The following is a 21,587-nucleotide window of genomic DNA, read 5'->3' as shown; positions in this document are numbered from 1 at the left end:
GATCATGAGGTTGGCGGCGTTTTCGATCTCCCATGCTGCCGCCAACCCCATGATCGACGGGGTGGGCGGCGGGGGTGGGGGGTTAGTGGCCGAGGAGGTGGGAGACGGTGGTGGCTCGGCGGGAGGGGCGGCCGGAGCGGAGTTCGGCGGCGTCGGCGGAGAGCATCAGGCGCAGGGCGGCGTTGACCGCCAGCCAGCGCAGGGGCTCCGGCTCCCACCTCGGGGAGCGGTGGTTGACCCAGGGGAGGGCGGTCAGCTCCGTGCGCTCACCCCGGATCAGGTCGGCCAGCGTACGGCCGGCGAGGTTGCTGGTGCCGACGCCGTCGCCGACGTACCCGCCGGCCCAGCCGAGCCCGCTGGCCGGGTCGTAGCCCACCGAGGCGGCCCAGTCCCGGGCCACCCCGAGCGGCCCGCCCCAGGTGTGCGTCACCGGCACGTCCGGGCCGAGCACCGGGAAGAGCTCGCCGAGCGTACGGCGCAGCGCCGCGAAGACCCGCGGCTCCCGGTCGTACCCCGGCACCACGCGGGACCCGAAGTGGTACGGGGCGCCCCGACCGCCGAAGGCGAGCCGCCCGTCGGCGGTGCGCTGGCCGTAGACGATGACGTGCCGGTGGTCGGAGAAGGTCTCCCGCTCCGCCAGCCCGATCCGCTCCCAGGTCCGCGCCGGCAGCGGCTCGGTGGCCACCATCAGCGAGTAGACCGGCGCGACCGTGCGCCGCTGCCCGGGCAGCAGCGGTGTGTAGCCCTCGGTGGCCCGGATCACCACCGGCGCGCGTACCGTGCCGGCCGGGGTCACCGCCGCGCCGGACCGGATCGCCGTCACCGGGGTGCGCTCGTGGATGGTCACCCCGCGCCGCTGCACCGCCCGGGCCAGGCCGCGGACCAGCCGCGCCGGGTGCACCGCCGCGCAGTGCGGCGTGTACGTCCCGCCGAGCACCCCCTCGGCGGCGCACCGGGCCGTCGCCTCGCCGGCGTCCAGCAGCGCCAGGTCCTCCGGGCCGAGTCCGAACTCCCGGGCCTCCTCGACGGCCGCCCGGGCCCGGGCGAGCTGCGGACCGGTCCGGGCGAGCACCACCGTCCCGCCGTACGCCCAGTCGCAGTCGATGCCCTCGGCCGCGACCACCCGGCCGACCTCGCGCACCGTGGCCTGCATGGTGCGTTGCATGGCGAGCGCGGCGTCCCGGCCGTGCCGGCGGGCCAGCGCGGGCAGTGAGGTGGGGAAGAGCGCGGAGCACCAGCCGCCGTTGCGCCCGGACGCGCCGTACCCGGCGATCTCGGCCTCCAGCACGGTGATCCGCAACGTCGGGTCCGCCCCGGCCAGGTAGTACGCCGTCCACAGCCCGGTGTAGCCGGCGCCGACGATCACCACATCGGCCTCGGCGTCGCCCGGCAGGGGCGGGCGCGGGGTCAGCGGCTCGTCCACCGTGGACAGCCAGTACGACAGCTCCGGGTAACGCATCACCACTCCGGGGGCGGCAGGTCGAAGCGGAGCGCCGGATCGGGCTCCGGGCGGCCGAGCGACTCCACCACCGGCACCACGCCGGCCCAGACCTCGCGCGAGAGGTCCTCGGGCGGATCGTCCGGCGGCCCGGCGCTGATCTTCACCGAGCACTCGGTCAGCGGCAGCGCGAGCACCAGGGTGGCCGCCAGTTCCTTCGCCGACGGTGGCCGGATCACCGCCCAGCGGCCGGGCAGCAGGTGCTCCGAGAGCCGTTCCAGCGCGGCCAGCTTCTCGTCGCCGGCCAGGCTGGCCAGGGTGCCGAGCACCATCGCGCAGCGGTAGTTCATCGAGGACTCGAAGGCGCTGCGGGCCAGCACCAGCCCGTCCAGCAGGGTGACCGTGAGGCAGGCCGGCGCGCCGGCGGCCAGGTGCCGGAACAGCCGGCTGCCGGTGGCGCCGTGCACCAGCACCCGGTCGCCGTCGCGGGCGTAGCCGACCGGGAGCGCGTACGGCTGGTCGCCTTCCACGATGGCCAGGTGGCCGACCCGGCCGGCGTCGAGCACCGCGTACAGGCTCGCCCGGTCGTGCGCCGCGAGGTCGGGCAGTCGGCGTACGCGGGTGCGCGCCGTCCGCCCGACCTCGGCGTCGGCCGGCGAGCGGGCCCCGGCGGACCGGGACTCGGCAGCGGGCGGAGGCCCGGACCCGCCGGTCAGAGGCGTGCCCATGCCTCGGTCAGCACGCCGCGCAGGATCTGCTCGATCTCGTCGAACTGCTGCTGCTCGGCGATCAGCGGCGGGGCGAGCTGCACCACCGGGTCGCCCCGGTCGTCGGCGCGGCAGTACAACCCGGCCTGGAAGAGCGCGGTGGAGAGGAAGCCGCGCAGCAGCCGCTCCGACTCTGCCTCGTCGAAGGTCTCCCGGGTGGTCTTGTCCTTGACCAGCTCGATGCCGTAGAAGTAGCCGTCGCCCCGGACGTCACCGACGATCGGCAGGTCGTGCAGCTTCTCCAGGGTGGCGCGGAACGCCGCCTCGTTGGCCCGGACGTGCCCGACCAGGTCCTCGCGGGCGAAGACCTCCAGGTTGGCCAGGGCCACCGCGCAGGAGACCGGGTGCCCGCCGAAGGTCACCCCGTGGGCGAACATGCCGGTCTCGGTGAGGAACGGCTCCATCAGCCGGTCGCTGGCGATCATCGCGCCGAGCGGGGCGTAGCCGGAGGTGATGCCCTTGGCGGTGGTGATGATGTCCGGCTGGTAGCCGTAGCGGACGGCGCCGAAGTACTCGCCGAGCCGGCCCCAGGAGCAGATCACCTCGTCGGAGACGAGCAGCACGTCGTACGCGTCGCAGATCTCGCGGACCCGCTCGAAGTAGCCGGGCGGCGGGGGGAAGCAGCCGCCGGAGTTCTGCACCGGCTCCAGGAAGACCGCCGCCACCGTGTCCGGCCCCTCCCGCTCGATGGCGCGGCCGATCTCGTCGGCGGCCCAGCGGCCGAACGCCTCGGGGTCGTCGCCGTGCTCGGGCGCCCGGTAGAAGTTGGTGTTCGGCACCTTGATCCCACCGGGCACCAGCGGCTCGAAGTCGCTCTTGATGCCGGGCAGGCCGGTGATCGACAGCGCGCCCATCGAGGTGCCGTGGTAGGCGATGTAGCGGCTGACCACCTTGTACTTGTTGGGCTGGCCGGTGCGCTTGAAGTAGGCCCGGGCCAGCTTCCAGGCCGCCTCGACGGCCTCCGAGCCGCCGGTGGTGAAGAAGACCCGGTTCAGGTCGCCGGGGGCGAGTGCCGAGATCTTCTCGGCCAGCTCCACCGCCTTCGGGTGGGCGTACGACCAGAGCGGGAAGTAGGCCAGCTCGCCGGCCTGCTTGGCGGCGGCCTCGGCCAGCTCCGCGCGGCCGTGGCCGGCGTTGACCACGAAGAGCCCGGCGAGCCCGTCGAGGTAGCGGCGGCCCTGGGCGTCCCAGACGTACGCGCCCTCGCCGCGGACGATGGTCGGCACCTCGCCGGCGGAGTAGCTCGCCATCCGGGTGAAGTGCATCCAGAGGTGGTCGGTGGCGTTGGCCATGTCAGCCCCATCGGGTCTCGGGCCGGTCAGGGGACACCGGCCGCACTGCCCACGGTTATCCCACAGCCCGAGCCCGGAAAGCAAGTGGGATCGGTGGTCTATGGCCGGAACGACAACGGAATCAGCGAGGAGCTAGAGGGCAGGCGACGGAATCCGCATCTCGGGCTGAGTGCGCCTCGCACCGTCGCGACAAGATCCACTCTGGTTCGCCGATGTGGCGGTGTCGCACTGGCTCGGATACCGCCACATCGGCGACATGGAGTGGATCAACGCGGGGGGCGTCGGGCGGCCCGGAGGTGCCGACTGATCAGGCGGTGCCCCAGGTGTAGGTCTGCTTGCGCAGCTTGAGGTAGACGAACGCCTCGGTGGAGAGCACGCCCTCGACCGCGCGCAGCCGTTGCAGGATCTCCAGCAGGTGGTCGTCGTTGCGGCAGACCACCTCGGTGAGCAGGTCGAACGAGCCGGCCGTGATGACCACGTAGTCGACCTCCTCCAGCTCGGCGAGGCGGTCGGCCACCGCCTCCAGATCACCGTCGGTACGCAGGCCGATCATGGCCTGGCGGGGGAAGCCGAGCTGGAGCGGATCGGTCACCGCGACGATCTGCATCACCCCGGCGTCGAGCAGCCGCTGCACCCGCTGCCGCACCGCGGCCTCGGAGAGCCCGACCGCCTTGCCGATGGTGGCGTACGGCCGGCGGCCGTCCTCCTGGAGCTGCTCGATGATCTGCTTCGCCACGTCGTCGAGCAGAGCGTGACTGGCGCCCTCACGCACGGTTACCCGCCGCCCGCCGTTGCCGGTGTCCTGCTGCCGGTTCGTCATCGACCGCTCCCCATGTCCGTTCCCGGGCTGAGCCTAATGCCCCCGCGCAGTGTGGCGTATTTCGTCGTCCAGAGCTAATCCCGCAACGGAATCCCTTGTAAGGGAGGTCACCTCATGTCAGGATCAGTCGTCCACCGCACTTGACCCTCCCCGCCGGCGCGCCACCCCCGTCCTGCCGCCGACGAATGACCCCTAGGAGTCGTCACATGCGAACTCCCCTTCGGCCCCTCACCCGGCGTGGACTGCTCACCGGTACCCTCGGCTCGGCGGCGCTGGTCGCCGCCGGCGGCGCCCTGGCCGGCTGCGGCACCAAGGGCGCCCAGCAGACCGAGACCGGCTGCGTCAGCGAAGACCTCTCCGGCACCGAGAAGAAGCTCGCCTTCTCCAACTGGCCGCAGTACATGGACGTCGATGAGTCCGACGAGTCGAAGCGGCCGACCCTCGACGCGTTCATCGCCAAGTCCGGCATCGCGGTCACCTACACCGAGGACGTCAACGACAACAACGAGTTCTTCGGCAAGGTGCAGAACCAGCTCGCCGGCTGCCAGCCGACCGAGCGGGACATCATGGTGCTCACCGACTGGATGGCGGCCCGGATGATCCGGCTCGGCTGGGTCCAGAAGCTGGACAAGTCGAAGCTGCCCAACGTCGAGGCCAACCTGCTCTCCTCGCTGCGCGGCCGCTCCTTCGACAAGGAGAACCAGCTCGCCATCCCGTGGCAGTCCGGCCTGGCCGGCCTCGCCTACAACGGCAAGGTGACCAAGGAGATCCGTACCGTCGACGAGCTGCTCACCCGCCCCGACCTCAAGGGCAAGGTGACCGCCCTGTCCGAGATGCGCGACACCATGGGCCTGCTGCTCCAGTCGAACGGCCACGACCCGTCGAACTTCACCGCCGCCCAGTTCGACGACGCGCTGAACAAGCTCAAGAAGGCCGTCGACTCCGGGCAGATCCGCAAGTTCACCGGCAACGACTACGCGCCCGACCTGGCCAAGGGCGACATCGCCGCGTGCGTCGGCTGGTCCGGCGACGTCATCCAGCTCGGCTTCGAGGACGAGAACGTCAAGTTCGTGGTGCCCGAGTCCGGCGTGATGCTCTGGTCGGACAACATGCTGGTGCCGAACAAGGCCACCCACAAGGCCAACGCCGAGCAGTTGATGAACTACTACTACGACCCGGCGGTGGCCGCCCAGCTCGCCGCGTACGTGAACTACATCTGCCCGGTGCAGGGCGCCCAGGCGGAGATGGAGAAGATCGACCCGGAGCTGGCGGCCAACCCGCTGATCTTCCCCGACGACGCGATGCTCGCGAAGTCCAAGGTCTTCATGGCCCTGGACGAGAAGCAGGAACGCGAGTACGAAGGCAAGTTCCAGCAGGTCATCGGGGCGTGACGGGAGTGGGCGTGGCATCTGTGGGGCGCGAGACACCGGCCGGCGACCTGCGGCTGGCCAACCTCACCAAGCGGTTCGGCATCTTCACCGCTGTCGACGACCTCAGCCTGACCATCCCGCAGGGTTCGTTCTTCGCCCTGCTCGGGGCGTCCGGCTGCGGCAAGACCACCACCCTGCGGATGATCGCCGGGCTGGAGGAACCGACCAGCGGGCAGGTGCTGCTCGGTGACCGGGACATCGCCCGGCTGCGGCCGTACAAGCGGCCGGTGAACACCGTGTTCCAGAGCTACGCCCTCTTCCCGCACCTGGACATCTTCGAGAACGTGGCGTTCGGGCTGCGCCGGCGCGGCATCCGCAAGGTCGACGACCAGGTCGAGCGGATGCTGGCGCTGGTGCAGCTCGAAGGGTACGGCCGGCGCCGGCCGGCCCAACTCTCCGGCGGCCAGCAGCAGCGGGTCGCGCTGGCCCGCGCGCTGATCAACCACCCGCAGGTGCTGCTGCTGGACGAGCCGCTCGGCGCGCTCGACCTGAAGCTGCGCCGGCAGATGCAGATCGAGCTGAAGCGGATCCAGACCGAGGTCGGCATCACCTTCGTGCACGTCACGCACGACCAGGAGGAGGCCATGACGATGGCCGACACGGTCGCGGTGATGAACGCCGGGAAGATCGAGCAGCTGGGCGCACCGGCCGAGCTCTACGAGTTCCCGGCCACCGCGTTCGTGGCGAACTTCCTCGGCCAGTCCAATCTGCTCGCCGGCGAGGCCGCCGGCGCCGCCGGGGGCGAGGTGCCGGTCTCCGCGCACGGCTCCCGCTTCGCCGTGCCCGCCGACCGGGCCCGGGTCGACCGGGGCCCGGTCTACCTGGGCGTACGCCCGGAGAAGCTGCACCTGGTCGGCTCCGCCGACCAGGTCCCCGCCGGGCGCCAGCACGTCACCGGGGTGGTCAGCGACGCCTCCTACGTCGGGGTCAGCACCCAGTACCTGCTGCGCACCGGCTGGGGCAGCGAGCTGTCGGTCTTCGTGGCGAACAGCGGCGCGACCGCGCAGCTGCCGGTCGGCACCGAGGCGGTGGCGCACTGGGACCCGCGGCACGCCTTCCTGCTGCCCCGCGAGCCCGGCGCGGACGACCGGACCAGCCCGGCGCTGGACGAGCCGGTGGGGGCCACCTCGTGACAGCCCTGGCCCACGTGCCGACCGGATCGGGGCAGCCGGCGGCGCCGGAGCGGGCCGTCCGGTCCGGGCGGTACCGGTTCCTGCCGTACCTGCTGCTGCTGCCCGGCGCGGCCTGGCTGTTCCTGTTCTTCGCCGTGCCGCTGTTCCAGCTCGCCGCGGCCAGCCTCTACGACCCCAGCGGCTCGCTCTCCACCGGGTACGCGCTGACCTGGGCGTTCGGCAACTACCCGGACGCGCTGGCGGCGTACTGGCCGCAGTTCACCCGGTCGTTCCGCTACGCCGGGATCGCGCTGGTGCTGGCCCTGCTGATGGGCTACCCGCTGGCGTACGCGATCGCGCAGAAGGCCGGCCGGTGGAAGAACCTGCTGCTGGTCTGCGTGATCGCGCCGATGTTCACCAGCTTCCTGGTGCGCACCCTGGCCTGGAAGACCATCCTGTCCGACAACGGTTGGCTCGTCGGGCTGCTGCGCGACGTGCACCTGCTCGCCTCCGACGGCCGGCTGCTGGCCACCCCGGTCGCGGTGGTGCTCGGGCTGACGTACAACTTCCTGCCGTTCCTGGTGCTGCCGCTCTACGCGAGCCTGGAGCGGCTGGACCACCGGCTGCTGGAGGCGGCCAGCGACCTCTACGCCAGCCCGGTGCGCGCGTTCCGCCGGGTCACCCTGCCGCTCTCCATGCCCGGCCTGGTCGCCGGCACGCTGCTCTTCTTCATCCCGGCCAGCGGCGACTACATCAACGCCGAGCTGCTCGGCACCCCGAACGAATACATGATCGGCAACGTCATCGACTCGGCGTTCCTGGTCCGGCTGGACTACCCGCAGGGCGCGGCGCTGTCCTTCCTGCTCATGGCGGCGATCCTCGCGGTGGTCTTCGTCTACCTGCGCCGCGCCGGCACCGAGGAGGTCCTGTGAGCGCGAGGAACGCAGCGCGGCCGAGCCCCGCAGTCGCGAACGGAAGGGGGGCTCAGTGACCGTGGCCCACCGCATCGGTCGCTGGCTGGCCGACCACTGGGTGCTGGGCGTCGGGCTGCTCGTGCTCGGCTACCTCTTCCTGCCCATCGCCGTGGTGGCCGGCCTGTCCTTCAACCGCCCGTCCAGCCGGCTGTCGTACGACTTCCACGAGTTCACCCTGGACAACTGGCGCAACCCGTGCGCCACCTCGGACATGTGCGACGCGGTGGTGCGCAGCGTCCAGATCGGGTTCATCGCCACCGTGGTCGCCACGGTGCTCGGCACCCTGATGGCGTTCGCGCTGGTGCGGCACCGGTTCCGCGGCCGGTCCGGGATCAACGTGCTGATCTTCCTGCCGATGGCCACCCCGGAACTGGTGATGGGCACCTCGCTGCTCGCCCTCTTCGTCTCCGCCGGGGTGCCGCAGGGGTTCTGGACCATCGTCATCGCGCACGTGATGTTCTGCGTGTCGTTCGTGGTGGTCACCGTGAAGGCGCGGCTGGCCGGGATGGACTCCCGGCTGGAGGAGGCCGCGATGGACCTCTACGCCAGCGAGTGGCAGACCTTCCGGCGGATCACCCTGCCGCTGGTGATGCCCGGCATCGTGGCCGCCGCGCTGCTCGCTTTCTCGCTGTCGTTCGACGACTTCATCATCACCAACTTCAACGCCGGCACCACCGTCACGTTCCCGATGTACGTCTGGGGCGCCGCCCAGCGGGGCATCCCGCCGCAGGTCAACGTCATCGGCACGGCGATGTTCGTGATCGCGTTGCTGCTGGTGCTGGCCAGCATGCTGCGCGGCCGGCGGGGCCGCCGCGCCGCCCTGCGGGTGGCGGCGGGCACCGGGCCGGCGCGGCGACCGTCATGACCGGGCCGCATCCCGGCCGGGCGCTGGCCGACGCGGCGCCCGTGCCGTACTGGCTGGACCGCCCGGAACGGCCCGACCCGCTGCCGCCGCTGACCGGCTCCGACAGCGCCGACCTGCTGGTGGTCGGCGGCGGGTACGCCGGGCTGTGGAGCGCGCTGCTGGCCAAGCGGGCCGACCCCGGGCGGGACGTGCTGCTGGTCGAGGCGGGCACCTGCGGCTGGGCGGCGTCCGGGCGCAACGGCGGGTTCTGCGCCGCCTCGCTCACCCACGGGCTGGCCAACGGCGTCGAGCGCTTCCCGGACGAGATCGACGTGCTGGAGCGGCTCGGCCGGGAGAACCTGGACGCCATCGCCGCGACCGTCGCCGAGTACGGCATCGACTGCGACTTCGAGCGCACCGGCGAACTGGCCGTCGCGGTCGAGCCGTACCAGCTCGACGGGCTGGCCGCCGACGCGGAGCTGGGCCGCCGGTACGGCCACGACGTGCGGCTGCTCGACGCCGACCAGGTGCGCGCCGAGGTGAACTCGCCGACGTACCTGGGCGGGATGTGGGACCGGGACCGCACGGCGCTGCTCGACCCGGCGAAGCTGGCCTGGGGGCTGCGCCGCGCCTGCCTGGGCGTCGGGGTGCGGATCGTCGAGCACACCCGGGTGACCGGGCTGCGCCGCGACGGCGCGGCGCTGCGGGCCACCACCACCGGTGGCCGGGACGCCGCCCCGGGCAGCGTCCGCGCCGGGCGGGTGGTGCTGGCGACCAACGCGTTCCCGCCGTTGCTGCGCCGGCTGCGCGCCTTCGTGGTGCCGGTCTACGACTACGCGCTGATGACCGAGCCGCTCGCCGACGACGAGCGGCGCTCGATCGGCTGGGCGAACCGGCAGGGGCTCGCGGACACCGCCAACCAGTTCCACTACTACCGGATCACCCCCGACAACCGGATCCTCTTCGGCGGCTACGACGCCGTCTACCACTTCGGCAACCGGATGGCCCCGTCGCTGGAGCAGCGCTGGGACACCTTCTGCACCCTCGCCGAGCACTTCTTCACCACCTTCCCGCAGCTCGACGGGCTGCGGTTCAGCCACCGCTGGGGCGGCGTGATCGACACCTGCACCCGGTTCTGCCCGTTCTTCGGCACCGCGTACGAGGGCCGGCTGGCGTACGCGGCCGGGTTCACCGGGCTCGGCGTCGGGGCCACCCGGTTCGCCGCCCGGGTGATGCTCGACCTGCTCGGCGGCGCGGAGACCCCGCTGACCCGGCTGGACCTGGTACGCCGCAAGCCACTGCCGTTCCCGCCCGAGCCGGCCCGCGCGGTCGGCATCAATCTCACCCGCTGGTCGCTGGCCCGCGCCGACGGGCGGCAGGGCCGGCGCAACCTCTGGCTCCGTACGCTCGATCGTTTCGGTTTGGGGTTCGATTCCTGATGCGCATCCTGCTCGTGGGCGCCGGCGGGGTCGGCTCCGCCGCGGTCGCCATCGCCGCCCGCCGTACCTTCTTCGACAGGATGGTGGTCGCCGACCACGACCCCGGCCGGGCGTCCCGGGCGGTGGCCGGGCACGGTGACCGGTTCGTCGCCGCCACGGTGGACGCCTCCTCGGCCGACGCGGTGGCCGCGCTCTGCCGGGAGCACCGGATCACCCACGTGCTCAACGCGGTCGACCCGCGCTTCGTCATGCCGATCTTCCACGGGGCGTTCGCGGCCGGCGCGGACTACCTCGACATGGCCATGTCGCTGTCCCGACCGCACCCCGATCGGCCGTACGCCGAGACCGGCGTGAAGCTCGGCGACGAGCAGTTCGCGGTCGCGGACGAGTGGTCCGCGGCGGGGCGGTTGGCGCTCTGCGGCATCGGCGTCGAGCCGGGCCTGTCCGACGTCTTCGCCCGGTACGCCGCCGACGAGTTGTTCGCCGAGATCGACGAGATCGGGGTGCGGGACGGGGCCAACCTGACGGTGGACGGCTACGACTTCGCGCCGTCGTTCTCCATCTGGACCACCATCGAGGAGTGCCTCAACCCACCGGTGGTCTGGGAGGCCGGCCGGGGCTGGTACACCACCCCGCCCTTCTCCGAGCCCGAGGTCTTCCGGTTCCCGGGCGGGATCGGGCCGGTCGAGTGCGTCAACGTCGAGCACGAGGAGGTGCTGCTCATCCCGCGCTGGGTCGACGCCAGGCGGGTCACCTTCAAGTACGGCCTCGGCAACGAGTTCATCGAGGTGCTCAAGACGCTGCACAAGCTCGGCCTGGACGCGACCGCGCCGGTGCGGGTCGGCGCGGTTTCCGTGTCCCCGCGCGACGTGGTGGCGGCCTGCCTGCCCGACCCGGCCACCCTCGGCGACCGGATGCGCGGCAAGACCTGCGCCGGCACCTGGGTGCGCGGGACCGGCCCGGACGGCCGGCCGCGCGAGGTCTACCTCTACCACGTGGTCGACAACGAGTGGTCGATGACCGAGTACGGCCACCAGGCGGTGGTCTGGCAGACCGCGGTGAACCCGGTGGTGGCGCTGGAACTGCTGGCCGCCGGCGCGTGGTCGGGGGTGGGGGTGCTCGGCCCGGAGGCGCTGCCGCCGAGGCCGTTCCTGGACCTGCTCAGCGGCTACGGTTCACCGTGGGGGATGGAGGAGCGATGAGCCGGTACGGCCCGATGTTCGGCCCCGACGTCACCTTCCTCGGGGTGCCCCGCTGCACGCTGGACGAGCCGGCCACGTTCGCCGACGCGGACGTGGTCGTCGTCGGCGCGCCCTTCGACGGCGGCACCTCGCACCGGCCCGGCACCCGGTTCGGCCCGTCCGCCATCCGGCAGGCCTGCTACCTGCCGCACGACGGCTCCCGCCCGTCGCTCGCGCTGCGCGTCGACGGGCTGCGCGACCTGCGGGTGTACGACGCCGGCGACGTGGAGATGTTCTCCGGCGACATCGAGCGGTCGCTGGCCGCGCTGGAGTCCGCCGTCTTCACTGTCGCCTCGGCCGGGGCGATCCCGATCGTGCTCGGCGGCGACCACTCCATCGCGCTACCCGACGCCACCGGGGTGGCCCGGCACCACGGGCTCGGCCGGGTGTCGCTGGTGCACTTCGACGCGCACGCCGACACCGGCGACATCGAGTTCGGCTCGCTGCACGGGCACGGCCAGCCGATGCGCCGGCTCATCGAGTCCGGCGCGGTGCGCGGCGACCGGTTCCTCCAGATCGGCCTGCGCGGCTACTGGCCCGACCCGCCGACCCTGCGCTGGATGGCCGACCAGCGGATGCGCTCGTACGAGATGACCGAGCTGGTGTCGCGCGGCCTGGACGAGTGCCTGACCGAGGCGTTCGGGATCGCGGTGGACGAGTGCGAGGGCGTCTTCCTCTCCGTCGACGTGGACGTGGTCGACCCGGGCATGGCGCCGGGTACCGGCACCCCGGAGCCGGGCGGGCTCACCTCCCGCCAGTTGCTCGACGCGGTCCGCCGGTGCTGCTACGAGCTGCCAGTGGTCGGCGTGGACGTGGTCGAGGTGGCCCCGCCGTACGACCACGCGGACATCACCGCGTACCTGGGTAACCGGGTGGTGCTGGAGGCGTTGTCGGCCATCGCCCGCCGTCGCCACGACGCGGCCGGCGGCCCGCCCTGGAACCCCCGCCAACCCCTGCTCGACGACCGCTGACCCCCCTTCCTCCCGCGATCTTGCACTTCCTGCCCCGACCTATCGGGCCATCTCGGGCAAATCTAGGGCCTTAGGTGCAAGATCGCGGAGGAAGGGCGGGTGGCGTGTAGCAGAGGGGTGGGGGTGGTGGGGGTTGTCCACAGGGGGGTGGGTTGTCCACAGGGGTGGGTGAGAAGGGGGCGGGCGGGGGTGGGGGTTCGGCATATTGCCCGGCGTGGCGACTCAGCTGTGGCGCGTCGAGGACTTGTTGCGGAGCCTGACCGTGAAGCGCATCCGGACGCGGGTCAGCAAGGAGGAGCTGATCCGGGTGCGGAGAGGGATCTACGCGGCCGAGCCCTGCGGGGATGAGGACGAACTGCGGGCACTCCTGATGTGCCTGCCGGAGGGCGCCGCGTTGACCCGGCAGAGTGCGGCACGTCGTCACGGCTTCGGGGTGCTGCGGGAGAACCAGGTCCACATCCAGCTACCACCCCATGTGCCCCGGCCTCGGCTACCCGGGCTGGTCGTTCACCATTCAGTCCTACCCGTGCAACCCGTTCTCGTCGGCGGAGTGCCGTGCGTTCCGGCCGCCCGCTGCGCGGTCGACCTCACCCGCACCGTGCGACGGCTCGACGCCCTGCCGGTGCTCGACGCCGCTCTCCGGTGCGGAGCCGTGACGCACGACGAGTTGGCGGCGGAGTTGCCGGCCCACCGATCCCTGCGGGGCGTGAGGCAGGCGCGCGATCTCGTGCCGCTGGCGGACGGACGGGCGGAGTGTCGCCAGGAGAGCCAGCTGCGACTGGTGCTGCTCGACGGCCGGCTGCCGCCGCCCGAGCCGCAGCTGTGGGTGTACGACTCGTACGGCATCCGCCGGTACCGGCTTGATCTGGGCTATCGGCAGCGCAGGATCGGCATCGAATATGACGGAATGTCCCACCTGGACCGGGAGCGCCTTCGGCGCGACCGGGAGCGGGTGAACTGGCTCGACGCCAATGGCTGGCGGATGCGCTACTTCACCGACCAGGACCTCTACCGCCGTCCCCACCACATCATCACCACCATCCGCGCCGCCCTCTCCTAGCTCCCCGCGATCTTGCACTTTCTGCCCCGACTTTCCGGGCATTCGTCGCGTCTCTACGGCCCAAAGTGCAAGATCGCGGGGGACCGGGAGGGGTTAGGCGAGGCGGGAGCGGGTGAGGAAGCGGACTCCCTCGGGGGCCTCCAGGGAGAAGCCGCTGCCCCGGCCGGGCACCACGTCGATGGTCAACGTGGTGTGTTTCCACAGCTCCCACTGCGCCGCGGACATCCAGAACTCGACCGGCTCGGGAACGCCGTCGACGGCCAGCGAGGCCAGCAGGACGTCGGACGAGCCGGTGCGGAACTCGCCGGCCGGGTAGCACATCGGGGCGCTGCCGTCGCAGCAGCCGCCGGACTGGTGGAACATCAGCGGCCCGTGCTGCTCCCGCAGCGACCGGATCAGCTCGGCCGCGGCCGGCGTCACCGCCACCACGTCACCCATCAGAAGAAGCCGAGCTTCTTGGGCGAGTAGCTGACCAGCAGGTTCTTGGTCTGCTGGTAGTGCTCCAGCATCATCTTGTGGTTCTCCCGGCCGATGCCGGACTGCTTGTAGCCGCCGAACGCCGCGTGCGCCGGGTAGGCGTGGTAGCAGTTCGTCCAGACCCGGCCGGCCTGGATCGACCGCCCGGCCCGGTACGCGGTGTTGATGTCCCGGGTCCACACGCCGGCGCCCAGCCCGTAGAGCGTGTCGTTGGCGATCTTCACGGCGTCGTCCAGGTCGGCGAAGGAGGTCACCGACACCACCGGGCCGAAGATCTCCTCCTGGAAGATCCGCATGGAGTTGTCGCCCTCGAAGATGGTCGGCTCCACGTAGTACCCGCCGGAGAGTTCGCCGCCAAGGTCGGCCCGCGCGCCGCCGGTCAGCACCTTCGCGCCCTCCTGCCGGCCGATGTCCAGGTAGGACAGGATCTTCTCCAGTTGGTCGTTCGACGCCTGCGCGCCGATCATCGTGTCGGTGTCCAGCGGGTGCCCCTGGCGTACCGCCTTGGTCCGGTCCACGGCCGCGGCGAGGAAGTCGGCGTAGTGGCCCTGCTGGATCAGCGCCCGGGACGGGCAGGTGCAGACCTCGCCCTGGTTGAGGGCGAACATGGTGAACCCTTCGAGCGCCTTGTCGAAGAAGTCGTCCCGGGCGGCGCTGACGTCGTCGAAGAAGATGTTCGGGCTCTTGCCGCCCAGCTCCAGGGTGACCGGCTTGATGTTCTCGCTGGCGTACTGCATGATCAGCCGCCCGGTGGTGGTCTCGCCGGTGAACGCCACCTTTGCCACCCGCGGCGAGGACGCCAGCGGCTTGCCCGCCTCGACGCCGAAGCCGTTGACCACGTTGACCACGCCGGGCGGCAGCAGGTCGGCCACCAGCGAGAGCCAGTAGTGGATCGACGCGGGCGTCTGCTCGGCCGGCTTGAGCACCACCGCGTTGCCGGCGGCGAGCGCCGGGGCGAGCTTCCAGGTGGCCATCAGCAGCGGGAAGTTCCACGGGATGATCTGCCCGACCACGCCGAGCGGCTCGTGGAAGTGGTAGGCGACGGTGTCGTCGTCCAACTCGCCGAGGGAGCCCTCCTGGGCCCGGATCGCCCCGGCGAAGTACCGGAAGTGGTCGATCGCCAGCGGGATGTCCGCGGCCAGGGTCTCCCGGACCGGCTTGCCGTTCTCCCAGGTCTCCGCGACCGCCAGGGCTTCCAGGTTCTCCTGCATCCGGTCGGCGATCCGGTTGAGGATCAGCGCGCGCTCGGCGACCGGGGTGCGCCCCCACGCGTCGGCGGCGCCGTGCGCGGCGTCGAGCGCCTTCTCGACGTCCTCGGCGGTGCCCCGGGCCACCTCGCAGAAGGTCTGCCCGGTGACCGGGGTGGGGTTCTCGAAGTAGCGGCCGGAGTGCGGCGTGACGTACTCGCCGCCGATGAAGTGGTCGTAGCGGGACTGCCAGTGGGTGGGCGCGTCGTAGCGCGGCATGGTTACCTCCGCCGTCCGATCGGGTCGGTTGACGGCGGAGAAGCTAGTTTCCGGGACGTTGCAGCAACGTTGCGCGCGGCAGGTCGTACTCCCGGGCGAGCTGGTCGACCCGGGCCAGCGCGAGCGGCCGGCGCGGCGCGCCCGGCGGCGACGCCGCGGCCAGCGCCTGCCAGGCGGTCAGGTCGTCGGCGCCGGCGGGCGTCGCGGTCCAGGCGGCGAGCAGCGCCGGGTCCCGGGTGGCCAGCACGGCCGCGCGGAGCTGGCCGTCGACCAGCCGGCGCAGCCGGGTCACTCCCGGTGCGTCCGAGCCGGGCAGCAGCGGTCCGGCGTACGCGTCGAGCGCGCCCGCCGGATCGCCGCGTTCCAGCAGTTCGCCGACGGTACGGAAGTCGGCCCGGACGGTGCCGCGCAGCCGGTACGGCCGGGAGTCGAGCAGGTCGGGGCCGAGGATGCGGCGCAACCGGGACAGTTCGGCGCGCAGGGTGACCGGGTGCAGCCGGTCGTCGCCGTACAGGTCGAGGCCGAGCTGCTCGCCGGTGCGCCCCTCGGGGTGGTCGAGCAGCAGCACCAGCAGTTCGCTGTGCCGGCGGCCGAGCCGGATCCGGCGCCCGTCGACCCGCAGCTCCGCCTCGTCCCGGCCGAGCGCGGCGACGGTGACCACGCCCGGCTCGACCGGCCGGTCGGCGGCGAGCTGCGCCTCGGCCGCCCGGGCGGTGGCCCGGACCAGCGCCAGGCTCTGCGGGTTGGCCAGGTGGTCGCCGCCGGTGATGTCGACCGCCCCGAGCAGCCGCCCGGTGGCCGGATCGTGGATCGGCGCGGCGGCGCAGGTCCACCGCTGCACCCGCCGGCTGAAGTGCTCGGTGGCGAAGATCTGCACGCTGTGGTCGATGGCCAGGGCGGTGCCGGGGGCGTTGGTGCCGGCGTGCGGCTCGTCCCAGCGGGCCCCGGGCACGAAGTTCATCCGCTCGGCGTGCCGGAGCACCCCCGGATGCCCCTCCACCCAGAGCAGGCGCCCGTGCGCGTCGCAGACCGCCATCAGGTGCGCGCCGTCCTGGGCGATGCCGCCGAGCAGGTCGCGGAAGAGCGGCAGCACCCGGGCCAGGGGGTGGCCGGCGCGATAGCTCTCCAGCGCGTCGTCGGTCAGCTCGACCGGTGGGGTGGTCTCCGGATCGAGCAGCGCCGCCGAGCGGCGCCAGGAGTGGGCGACGACCTCCCGCAGCCGCCGGTCGGTACGCCGGGCCGCCTCCGGCCCACCGGCGAGGAACGCCTCGTGGGCGGCACCGACCTGCGCGATCCGCTCCGCCGGATCGACGCCGAATTCCAGGGCGAGCCACGGGTCGGCCATCGGCGACCTCCTCGCGCCCCATCGTGACGCAGCTCACCCCGGATCGCCAAGTGCGGCCGCGGACCGGGGACGGACCGCCCCAGACGGCGTACCGGGGCGGCAAGCGCACCCGTCCGGCTCACGGGCGTTTGTCCCGGGATCGCCGCCGTGGAGGATGGCTCCGGCGGGTGCTTACAGAACCCTTAACTCCAGCCTGAGACGGTGTTCCGGACAACGAGGAACCACGGGGAGAGCAAGCGTGCGGGTGTTGGTGGCGGACGACGAGCGGTTGCTGGCGGACACGGTCGCCGAGGGGCTGCGCCGCCTCTCCATGGCTGTCGACGTCTGCTACGACGGCGACGGCGCGCTGGAGCGGGTCGGGGTGAACCGGTACGACGTCGCCGTGCTGGACCGGGACATGCCCGGGCGCACCGGCGACGAGGTGTGCCGCAGCATCGCCGACTCGGACGCGGGCACCCGGGTGCTGCTGCTCACCGCGGCGGCCGGCATCCGGGACCGGGTGGAGGGGCTCGGGCTGGGCGCGGACGACTACCTCACCAAGCCGTTCGCCTTCGCCGAGCTGGTCGCCCGGGTGCAGGCGCTCGGCCGGCGCTCCGCACCCGCCCTGCCGCCGGTGCTGGCGCGGCACGGGGTGGTGCTCGACGTGGCCCGGCACGTGGCCACCCGGGACGGCCACCCGCTCAACCTGAGCCCGAAGGAGTTCGCGGTGCTGCACGTGCTGATGCGCGCGGGCGGCCGGGTGGTCAGCGCGGAGGAGCTGCTGGAACAGGCCTGGGACGAGTTCGCCGACCCGTTCACCAACGCCGTACGGGTCACCGTGATGACGCTGCGCAAGAAGCTCGGCCAGCCGGCCGTCCTGCACACCGTGCCGAAGGCCGGCTACCGGATCGGCGGCCCGGAGTGACCCCGCGCCGCCGCATCCTGCTGGTCGGGGTGCTCGCGCTGCTCGTCGGCTACTTCCGGCCCGGCCTGGAGAAGTGGCTGCTGGCCACCGTGTGGCTGCGCGGCCGGGAGTTCTGTGACCTGCCGCTGCCCGGGTCGGGGCTGGTGTGCCAGCCGGCGCGCGACCTCGGCGTCGCCCTGTACCCGTTGATCATGCTCGCGGTGCTGGTGGCCGCGGTGGTGGCGATCTGGGCCGCCGCGATCTGGTGCCTGCGCCCGGTGCGGGACCTCGCCGAGCCGATCGCCCACGTCGGCCCGCAGAACCTCGGCCACCGGATCCGCCGGCCGGGCCGGGACGAGCTGGCCCGGCTGACCGGGGCCATCGACGACATGATGGAGCGCATCTCCGCCGGGTACGAGGGGCAGCGGCGGTTCGCCGCGAACGCCTCGCACGAGCTGCGCACCCCGCTGGCGGTGCAGCGGACGCTGATCGAGGTCGGCATGGCCCGGACGCTCACCGGTGAGCAGACGGAGCTGCTGACCGCCCAACTGCTGGAGACCAACGAGCGCAACGAGCGGCTGATCGAAGGGCTGCTCACGCTCAGCGAGAGCGACCAGGGCCTGCGCTCGCGTACGCCACAGCGGCTCGACGAGATCGTGGCCGGGGTGCTGGCCGGCTACCAGGACCGGGCCCGGGAGGCGGGCGTGACGGTCGACAGCCACCTCACGCCCCGGGTGGTGCCTGGGGAGCGGGTGCTGCTGGAGCGCCTGGTCAGCAACCTGGTGGAGAACGCGATCAAGTACAACCGGCCCGGCGGCACCCTCACCGTCGCGGTCGGCGACACCCCGGCGCTGACCGTGGTCAACACCGGCCAGTTCGTGCCGGCCGAGGCGGTGGCCGGCCTCTTCGAGCCGTTCCGGCGGCTGGCCGCGGACCGTACCGGCCACGGCGGCGGCGCCGGCCTCGGCCTGGCCATCGCCCGCTCGATCACCCAGGCGCACGACGGCATCATCGCCGCCCGGCCCGCCGAGTACGGCGGCCTGCGGGTCGAGGTCCGACTGCCGCACTGACCCGGCCGACCGGCCGGCACACATCCAGCCACGCCCCTCGTCGGGGGCCGCGCGACGCGGCACCCCTACATCCGGCGTGCCCGAAAACCGGTGCCGCCCGACCTGCGACCCGGTACGGCCGGGCGCCCAGCGCCCGCCGGCCACGAAACGGAAGGAGACGAGATGTCCCGCATCGACCCGCCGGCCCCAGCCGGCCCGGTCCGGGCCGACGTCGAGGAGGCCGCCCGCCGGCTCTCCGGCCAGGTGGTGCGCACCCCGGTGCTGCGCTCCCCGGCGATCGACCGGCTGGCCGGCGTCCGGGTGCTGATCAAGGCGGAGAACCTCCAGCACGGCGGCTCGTACAAGATGCGCGGCGCGTCGCTGGCGGTCGGGCGGCTCGCCGAAGCCGGCGGGCACGGCGGCGTCGTCGCGCAGAGCACCGGCAACCACGCGGTGGCGGTGGCGCTGGCGGCCCGCCGGCACGGGATGTCCGCCACCGTGGTGCTGCCGGCGGACGCGGCGCCGACCAAGGTCGCCCGGGCGCGGGCGGCGGGGGCCCGGATCGTGCTGGCCGACACCGCCGAGGAGCGGCTCGCGCTGGCCCGCGAACTCAGCGCCGCCACCGGCCACCCGGTCGTCGACGCGTACGACCACCCGGACGTGATCGCCGGGCAGGGCACCGCCAGCCTGGAGCTGATCGAGGACGCCGAGCGGGCCGGCACCCCGCTGGACGCGCTGGTGCTGCCGGTCGGCGGCGGCGGTGGGGCCGCCGGCGCCTGCCTCGCCGCCACCGGCCGCCCGATCGAGGTGTACGGCGTCGAGCCGGTCGGCTGCGACTCGCTGGCCCGGAGCCTGGCCGCCGGCCGGCCGACCCCGGTCCCGCCGGCGCCCACGATCGCCGACGGGCTCCGCCCGGCCTGTGTCGGCGAGCTGCCGTTCGCGATCCTGCGCACCGCGCTGCGCGGGGTGGTCCGGGTCGACGACGAGCGGATCGCCGAGGCGTTCCGGCTGCTCCTGCTGGAGCTGAAGGTGCTGGCCGAACCGTCCGGAGCGGCCGGCCTGGCCGGGGCGCTGCGGATCGCGGCCGACGGCCGGCACCACACCGTCGGCGTCGTGCTGACCGGCGGAAATGTCGAGGCGGAACTGGTGGCCCGGTTGGCGGCCCACCGGCTCGCCGAGGTCACGAGCGTGGAAGGGGTGGCGGCATGAGCGCGCCGGTCCGGATCGGAATCCTGTTCGGCGGCCCGTCCGCGGAGCACGAGGTGTCCTGCGCCTCGGCCCTCGGCGTGGCCCGGGCCCTGGCCGGCGGTGGCTACCGCACGGTCGCCATCGGGGTGACCCGCACCGGTGGGCTGCGGCTGGTACCGGACGCCGTGCTGGCGGAGCTGCGCGACGGCGCCGGCGCGGACCGGGCCATCGACGACCGGCTGACGGTCACCGGGCCGCCGGTCGAGCTGCGGCCGGGCCGCCGGCCCGCGACGGCGGTGGTGACCGCGGCGAACGCGTCCGGCGCGGTGCACGCCGAACTGGACGTGGTCTTCCCGGTGCTGCACGGCCCGTTCGGCGAGGACGGGGTGGTCCAGGGACTGCTCGAGTCGCTGGGCGTGCCGTACGTGGGGTGCGGCATCCTCGCCGCCGCGGTCGGCATGAACAAGGTGGCGATGAAGCGGGCGCTGCGGGCCGAGGGGGTGCCGATCACCCCGCACGTGGCATTCGACGCGCAGACGTACCGGACGATCGACGACCCGGAGAAGCTGGTGTTGGGGCTGCGCCGGCCGCTGTTCGTCAAACCGGCCAGCATGGGCTCGTCGATCGGCATCTCCCGGGTGGCCGAGGGGGACGACCTGGCGGCCGCGATCGAGGAGGCGCTGCGCCACGACCAGCAGGTGGTGGTCGAGCAGGGCGTCACCGGCCGGGAACTGGAGTGCGCGGTGCTCGGCGGGTGGCGGCCGGAGGCGTCGGCGGTGGGCGAGGTCCGGGTCTCCGGCGGCTGGTTCGACTACCGGCAGAAGTACTTCGGCGACGCCGACCCGATGGTCGTCCCGGCCGCGCTGCCCGAGGACGTGACCGACCGGATCCGCAAGCTGTCGCTGCGGGCGTTCGCCGCGATCGGCGGCTGGGGACTGGCCCGGGTCGATTTCCTCTACGACGAGGCGGCCGGCGACCTCTACGTCAACGAGCTGAACACCATGCCCGGCTTCACCGCGCACTCGATGTACCCGAAGGTCTGGGCGGCGGTCGGCGTCGGCTACCGGGAGATCGTGGACCGGCTGGTGGAGCTGGCCTTCGCCCGCCACGCGGAGCGCTCCGCCACCGCCGGCGCCGTCACCGGGGTGGCGCGATGATCCTGCTCGCCGATCCCCGGGTGGCGGCCGTGCCCAGCGCCGACGACGGCGACCCGCTGGTGGACCTGCGCGACCTGCCGGAACTGCGGCTGGACAGCCGGGCGGCCGACCCGGCCGGCGCGTACGCCCGGGTGCGGCGGGGGGTCGCGGACCGGCTGCTGGCCGCGCAGCGCGCGCTGCCGGCCGGCCTGCGCCTGCTGGTCGTCGAGGGGTACCGCCCGTACCGGGCCCAGCTGGAGATCTTCACCGGCTACCGGGAGGAACTGCGCCGGGCGCACCCGGACTGGTCGCCGGAGCGGCTGCACCGGGAGACCACCAAGTTCGTCTCGCCGGTCGAGGTGGCACCGCACAGCACCGGCGGGGCGGTCGACCTGACCCTGTGCACCGAGGACGGGGTCGAGCTGGACCTGGGCACCGCCGTCGACGCCACCCCGGAGGCCAGCGCCGACGCCTGTTTCACCGACTCGCCGGCCGTCTCGGCGACCGCGCGGCGACACCGGCGGATCATGGGTGCCGCGCTGCGCGGGGCGGGCCTGGTGAACTACCCGACCGAGTGGTGGCACTGGTCCTACGGCGACCGGTACTGGGCGTTGCTGACCGGCGCCCCGCACACCCGCTACGGCCCGGTGTGACG

Annotated in this window: 20 protein-coding genes; 13 read left to right on the top strand and 7 right to left on the bottom strand. The window is 73.0% G+C overall.

Translation table 11 applies throughout. The annotated features are described in order from the left end of the window. Positions 1 to 82: 82 nt before the first annotated feature. The 4 genes from Q3W71_RS05305 to Q3W71_RS05290 all read right to left on the bottom strand — a co-directional run bounded on the left by Q3W71_RS05305 (position 83) and on the right by Q3W71_RS05290 (position 4,317). Entirely contained in the window at positions 83 to 1,459 is a 1,377-nt protein-coding gene (locus tag Q3W71_RS05305; protein ID WP_302918141.1) for an FAD-binding oxidoreductase, read from the bottom strand. Further along, a complete protein-coding gene (locus Q3W71_RS05300) occupies positions 1,459 to 2,166 on the bottom strand; it encodes a pyridoxamine 5'-phosphate oxidase family protein (protein ID WP_302918140.1) in 708 nt (235 codons plus the stop codon). Before Q3W71_RS05300 ends, Q3W71_RS05305 begins: the two co-directional genes overlap by 1 nt. Beyond that, on the bottom strand, positions 2,151 to 3,497 hold the full coding sequence (locus Q3W71_RS05295; protein WP_302918139.1) for an aspartate aminotransferase family protein: 1,347 nt from the start codon (positions 3,495 to 3,497) through the stop codon (positions 2,151 to 2,153). Before Q3W71_RS05295 ends, Q3W71_RS05300 begins: the two co-directional genes overlap by 16 nt. A gap of 307 nt (positions 3,498 to 3,804) precedes the next feature. Beyond that, positions 3,805 to 4,317, bottom strand: a complete 513-nt coding sequence (locus tag Q3W71_RS05290) for an Lrp/AsnC family transcriptional regulator (protein WP_302918138.1) — start codon at positions 4,315 to 4,317, stop codon at positions 3,805 to 3,807. A 206-nt stretch (positions 4,318 to 4,523) separates the two neighbouring features. Here Q3W71_RS05290 and Q3W71_RS05285 point away from each other — a divergent pair, with 206 nt between their 5' ends. The 8 genes from Q3W71_RS05285 to Q3W71_RS05250 all read left to right on the top strand — a co-directional run bounded on the left by Q3W71_RS05285 (position 4,524) and on the right by Q3W71_RS05250 (position 13,388). Further along, positions 4,524 to 5,708, top strand: coding sequence for a spermidine/putrescine ABC transporter substrate-binding protein (locus tag Q3W71_RS05285; protein WP_302918137.1), 1,185 nt, complete (start codon positions 4,524 to 4,526; stop codon positions 5,706 to 5,708). A gap of 11 nt (positions 5,709 to 5,719) precedes the next feature. Continuing rightward, a complete protein-coding gene (locus tag Q3W71_RS05280) occupies positions 5,720 to 6,880 on the top strand; it encodes an ABC transporter ATP-binding protein (protein ID WP_302918136.1) in 1,161 nt (386 codons plus the stop codon). Continuing rightward, a complete protein-coding gene (locus Q3W71_RS05275; RefSeq protein ID WP_302918135.1) occupies positions 6,877 to 7,791 on the top strand; it encodes an ABC transporter permease in 915 nt (304 codons plus the stop codon). Before Q3W71_RS05280 ends, Q3W71_RS05275 begins: the two co-directional genes overlap by 4 nt. A gap of 55 nt (positions 7,792 to 7,846) precedes the next feature. After that, positions 7,847 to 8,698 (top strand): ABC transporter permease, encoded by an 852-nt coding sequence (locus Q3W71_RS05270; protein WP_302918134.1) that lies wholly within the window; start codon positions 7,847 to 7,849, stop codon positions 8,696 to 8,698. Next, the gene (locus tag Q3W71_RS05265) at positions 8,695 to 10,116 is read left to right on the top strand and encodes an FAD-binding oxidoreductase (RefSeq protein ID WP_302918133.1); all 1,422 of its coding nucleotides are present in this window, start codon (positions 8,695 to 8,697) and stop codon (positions 10,114 to 10,116) included. Before Q3W71_RS05270 ends, Q3W71_RS05265 begins: the two co-directional genes overlap by 4 nt. Then, on the top strand, positions 10,116 to 11,318 hold the full coding sequence (locus Q3W71_RS05260) for a saccharopine dehydrogenase family protein (RefSeq protein ID WP_302918132.1): 1,203 nt from the start codon (positions 10,116 to 10,118) through the stop codon (positions 11,316 to 11,318). Before Q3W71_RS05265 ends, Q3W71_RS05260 begins: the two co-directional genes overlap by 1 nt. Further along, entirely contained in the window at positions 11,315 to 12,328 is a 1,014-nt protein-coding gene (gene speB, locus Q3W71_RS05255; protein ID WP_302918131.1) for an agmatinase, read from the top strand. Before Q3W71_RS05260 ends, speB begins: the two co-directional genes overlap by 4 nt. A 214-nt stretch (positions 12,329 to 12,542) precedes the next feature. After that, a complete protein-coding gene (locus Q3W71_RS05250) occupies positions 12,543 to 13,388 on the top strand; it encodes a DUF559 domain-containing protein (RefSeq protein WP_302918130.1) in 846 nt (281 codons plus the stop codon). A 93-nt stretch (positions 13,389 to 13,481) separates the two neighbouring features. On the opposite strand, the gene Q3W71_RS05245 is transcribed toward Q3W71_RS05250, so the two are convergent. The 3 genes from Q3W71_RS05245 to Q3W71_RS05235 are packed head-to-tail and all read right to left on the bottom strand — an operon-like array spanning position 13,482 to position 16,676. After that, complete coding sequence (locus tag Q3W71_RS05245; RefSeq protein WP_302918129.1) at positions 13,482 to 13,826, bottom strand: DUF779 domain-containing protein; 345 nt, start codon at positions 13,824 to 13,826, stop codon at positions 13,482 to 13,484. After that, positions 13,826 to 15,331 (bottom strand): aldehyde dehydrogenase, encoded by a 1,506-nt coding sequence (gene adh / locus Q3W71_RS05240; protein ID WP_302918128.1) that lies wholly within the window; start codon positions 15,329 to 15,331, stop codon positions 13,826 to 13,828. The genes Q3W71_RS05245 and adh overlap by 1 nt, the downstream gene beginning before the upstream one ends. Positions 15,332 to 15,374: 43 nt before the next feature. Further along, positions 15,375 to 16,676 carry a GAF domain-containing protein gene (locus tag Q3W71_RS05235; RefSeq protein ID WP_302918127.1) on the bottom strand — a complete coding sequence of 434 codons (1,302 nt, stop codon included), beginning with the start codon at positions 16,674 to 16,676 and terminating at the stop codon, positions 15,375 to 15,377. 238 nt (positions 16,677 to 16,914) lie between these two features. Here Q3W71_RS05235 and Q3W71_RS05230 point away from each other — a divergent pair, with 238 nt between their 5' ends. The 5 genes from Q3W71_RS05230 (at position 16,915) to Q3W71_RS05210 (ending at position 21,585) form a co-directional block, all read left to right on the top strand. Then, positions 16,915 to 17,580, top strand: coding sequence for a response regulator transcription factor (locus Q3W71_RS05230; protein WP_302918126.1), 666 nt, complete (start codon positions 16,915 to 16,917; stop codon positions 17,578 to 17,580). Next, positions 17,577 to 18,629, top strand: coding sequence for a HAMP domain-containing sensor histidine kinase (locus tag Q3W71_RS05225; protein WP_302918125.1), 1,053 nt, complete (start codon positions 17,577 to 17,579; stop codon positions 18,627 to 18,629). The genes Q3W71_RS05230 and Q3W71_RS05225 overlap by 4 nt, the downstream gene beginning before the upstream one ends. A gap of 162 nt (positions 18,630 to 18,791) precedes the next feature. Next, positions 18,792 to 19,817, top strand: a complete 1,026-nt coding sequence (locus Q3W71_RS05220) for a threonine/serine dehydratase (protein WP_302918124.1) — start codon at positions 18,792 to 18,794, stop codon at positions 19,815 to 19,817. Continuing rightward, a complete protein-coding gene (locus Q3W71_RS05215) occupies positions 19,814 to 20,953 on the top strand; it encodes a D-alanine--D-alanine ligase family protein (RefSeq protein WP_302918123.1) in 1,140 nt (379 codons plus the stop codon). The genes Q3W71_RS05220 and Q3W71_RS05215 overlap by 4 nt, the downstream gene beginning before the upstream one ends. Then, a complete protein-coding gene (locus Q3W71_RS05210; protein WP_302918122.1) occupies positions 20,950 to 21,585 on the top strand; it encodes a M15 family metallopeptidase in 636 nt (211 codons plus the stop codon). Before Q3W71_RS05215 ends, Q3W71_RS05210 begins: the two co-directional genes overlap by 4 nt. Positions 21,586 to 21,587 lie beyond the last annotated feature (2 nt).

Source organism: Micromonospora sp. C28SCA-DRY-2 (assembly GCF_030519475.1).
Taxonomy (GTDB): domain Bacteria; phylum Actinomycetota; class Actinomycetes; order Mycobacteriales; family Micromonosporaceae; genus Micromonospora.
Note: the sequence above shows the minus strand (reverse complement) of the source record. Positions and strands in the feature narration are given on the sequence as shown.

Excerpts from the sequence above, each read along its gene's own strand:
- Q3W71_RS05235 (WP_302918127.1), bottom strand. The coding sequence starts at position 16,676 with ATGGCCGACCCGTGGCTCGCCCTGGAATTCGGCGTCGATCCGGCGGAG.
- speB (WP_302918131.1), top strand. The coding sequence starts at position 11,315 with ATGAGCCGGTACGGCCCGATGTTCGGCCCCGACGTCACCTTCCTCGGG.
- Q3W71_RS05210 (WP_302918122.1), top strand. The coding sequence starts at position 20,950 with ATGATCCTGCTCGCCGATCCCCGGGTGGCGGCCGTGCCCAGCGCCGAC.
- Q3W71_RS05260 (WP_302918132.1), top strand. The coding sequence starts at position 10,116 with ATGCGCATCCTGCTCGTGGGCGCCGGCGGGGTCGGCTCCGCCGCGGTC.
- Q3W71_RS05300 (WP_302918140.1), bottom strand. The coding sequence starts at position 2,166 with ATGGGCACGCCTCTGACCGGCGGGTCCGGGCCTCCGCCCGCTGCCGAG.
- Q3W71_RS05220 (WP_302918124.1), top strand. The coding sequence starts at position 18,792 with ATGTCCCGCATCGACCCGCCGGCCCCAGCCGGCCCGGTCCGGGCCGAC.
- Q3W71_RS05245 (WP_302918129.1), bottom strand. The coding sequence starts at position 13,826 with ATGGGTGACGTGGTGGCGGTGACGCCGGCCGCGGCCGAGCTGATCCGG.
- Q3W71_RS05265 (WP_302918133.1), top strand. The coding sequence starts at position 8,695 with ATGACCGGGCCGCATCCCGGCCGGGCGCTGGCCGACGCGGCGCCCGTG.
- Q3W71_RS05305 (WP_302918141.1), bottom strand. The coding sequence starts at position 1,459 with ATGCGTTACCCGGAGCTGTCGTACTGGCTGTCCACGGTGGACGAGCCG.
- Q3W71_RS05285 (WP_302918137.1), top strand. The coding sequence starts at position 4,524 with ATGCGAACTCCCCTTCGGCCCCTCACCCGGCGTGGACTGCTCACCGGT.
- Q3W71_RS05295 (WP_302918139.1), bottom strand. The coding sequence starts at position 3,497 with ATGGCCAACGCCACCGACCACCTCTGGATGCACTTCACCCGGATGGCG.
- adh (WP_302918128.1), bottom strand. The coding sequence starts at position 15,331 with ATGCCGCGCTACGACGCGCCCACCCACTGGCAGTCCCGCTACGACCAC.
- Q3W71_RS05215 (WP_302918123.1), top strand. The coding sequence starts at position 19,814 with ATGAGCGCGCCGGTCCGGATCGGAATCCTGTTCGGCGGCCCGTCCGCG.
- Q3W71_RS05290 (WP_302918138.1), bottom strand. The coding sequence starts at position 4,317 with ATGACGAACCGGCAGCAGGACACCGGCAACGGCGGGCGGCGGGTAACC.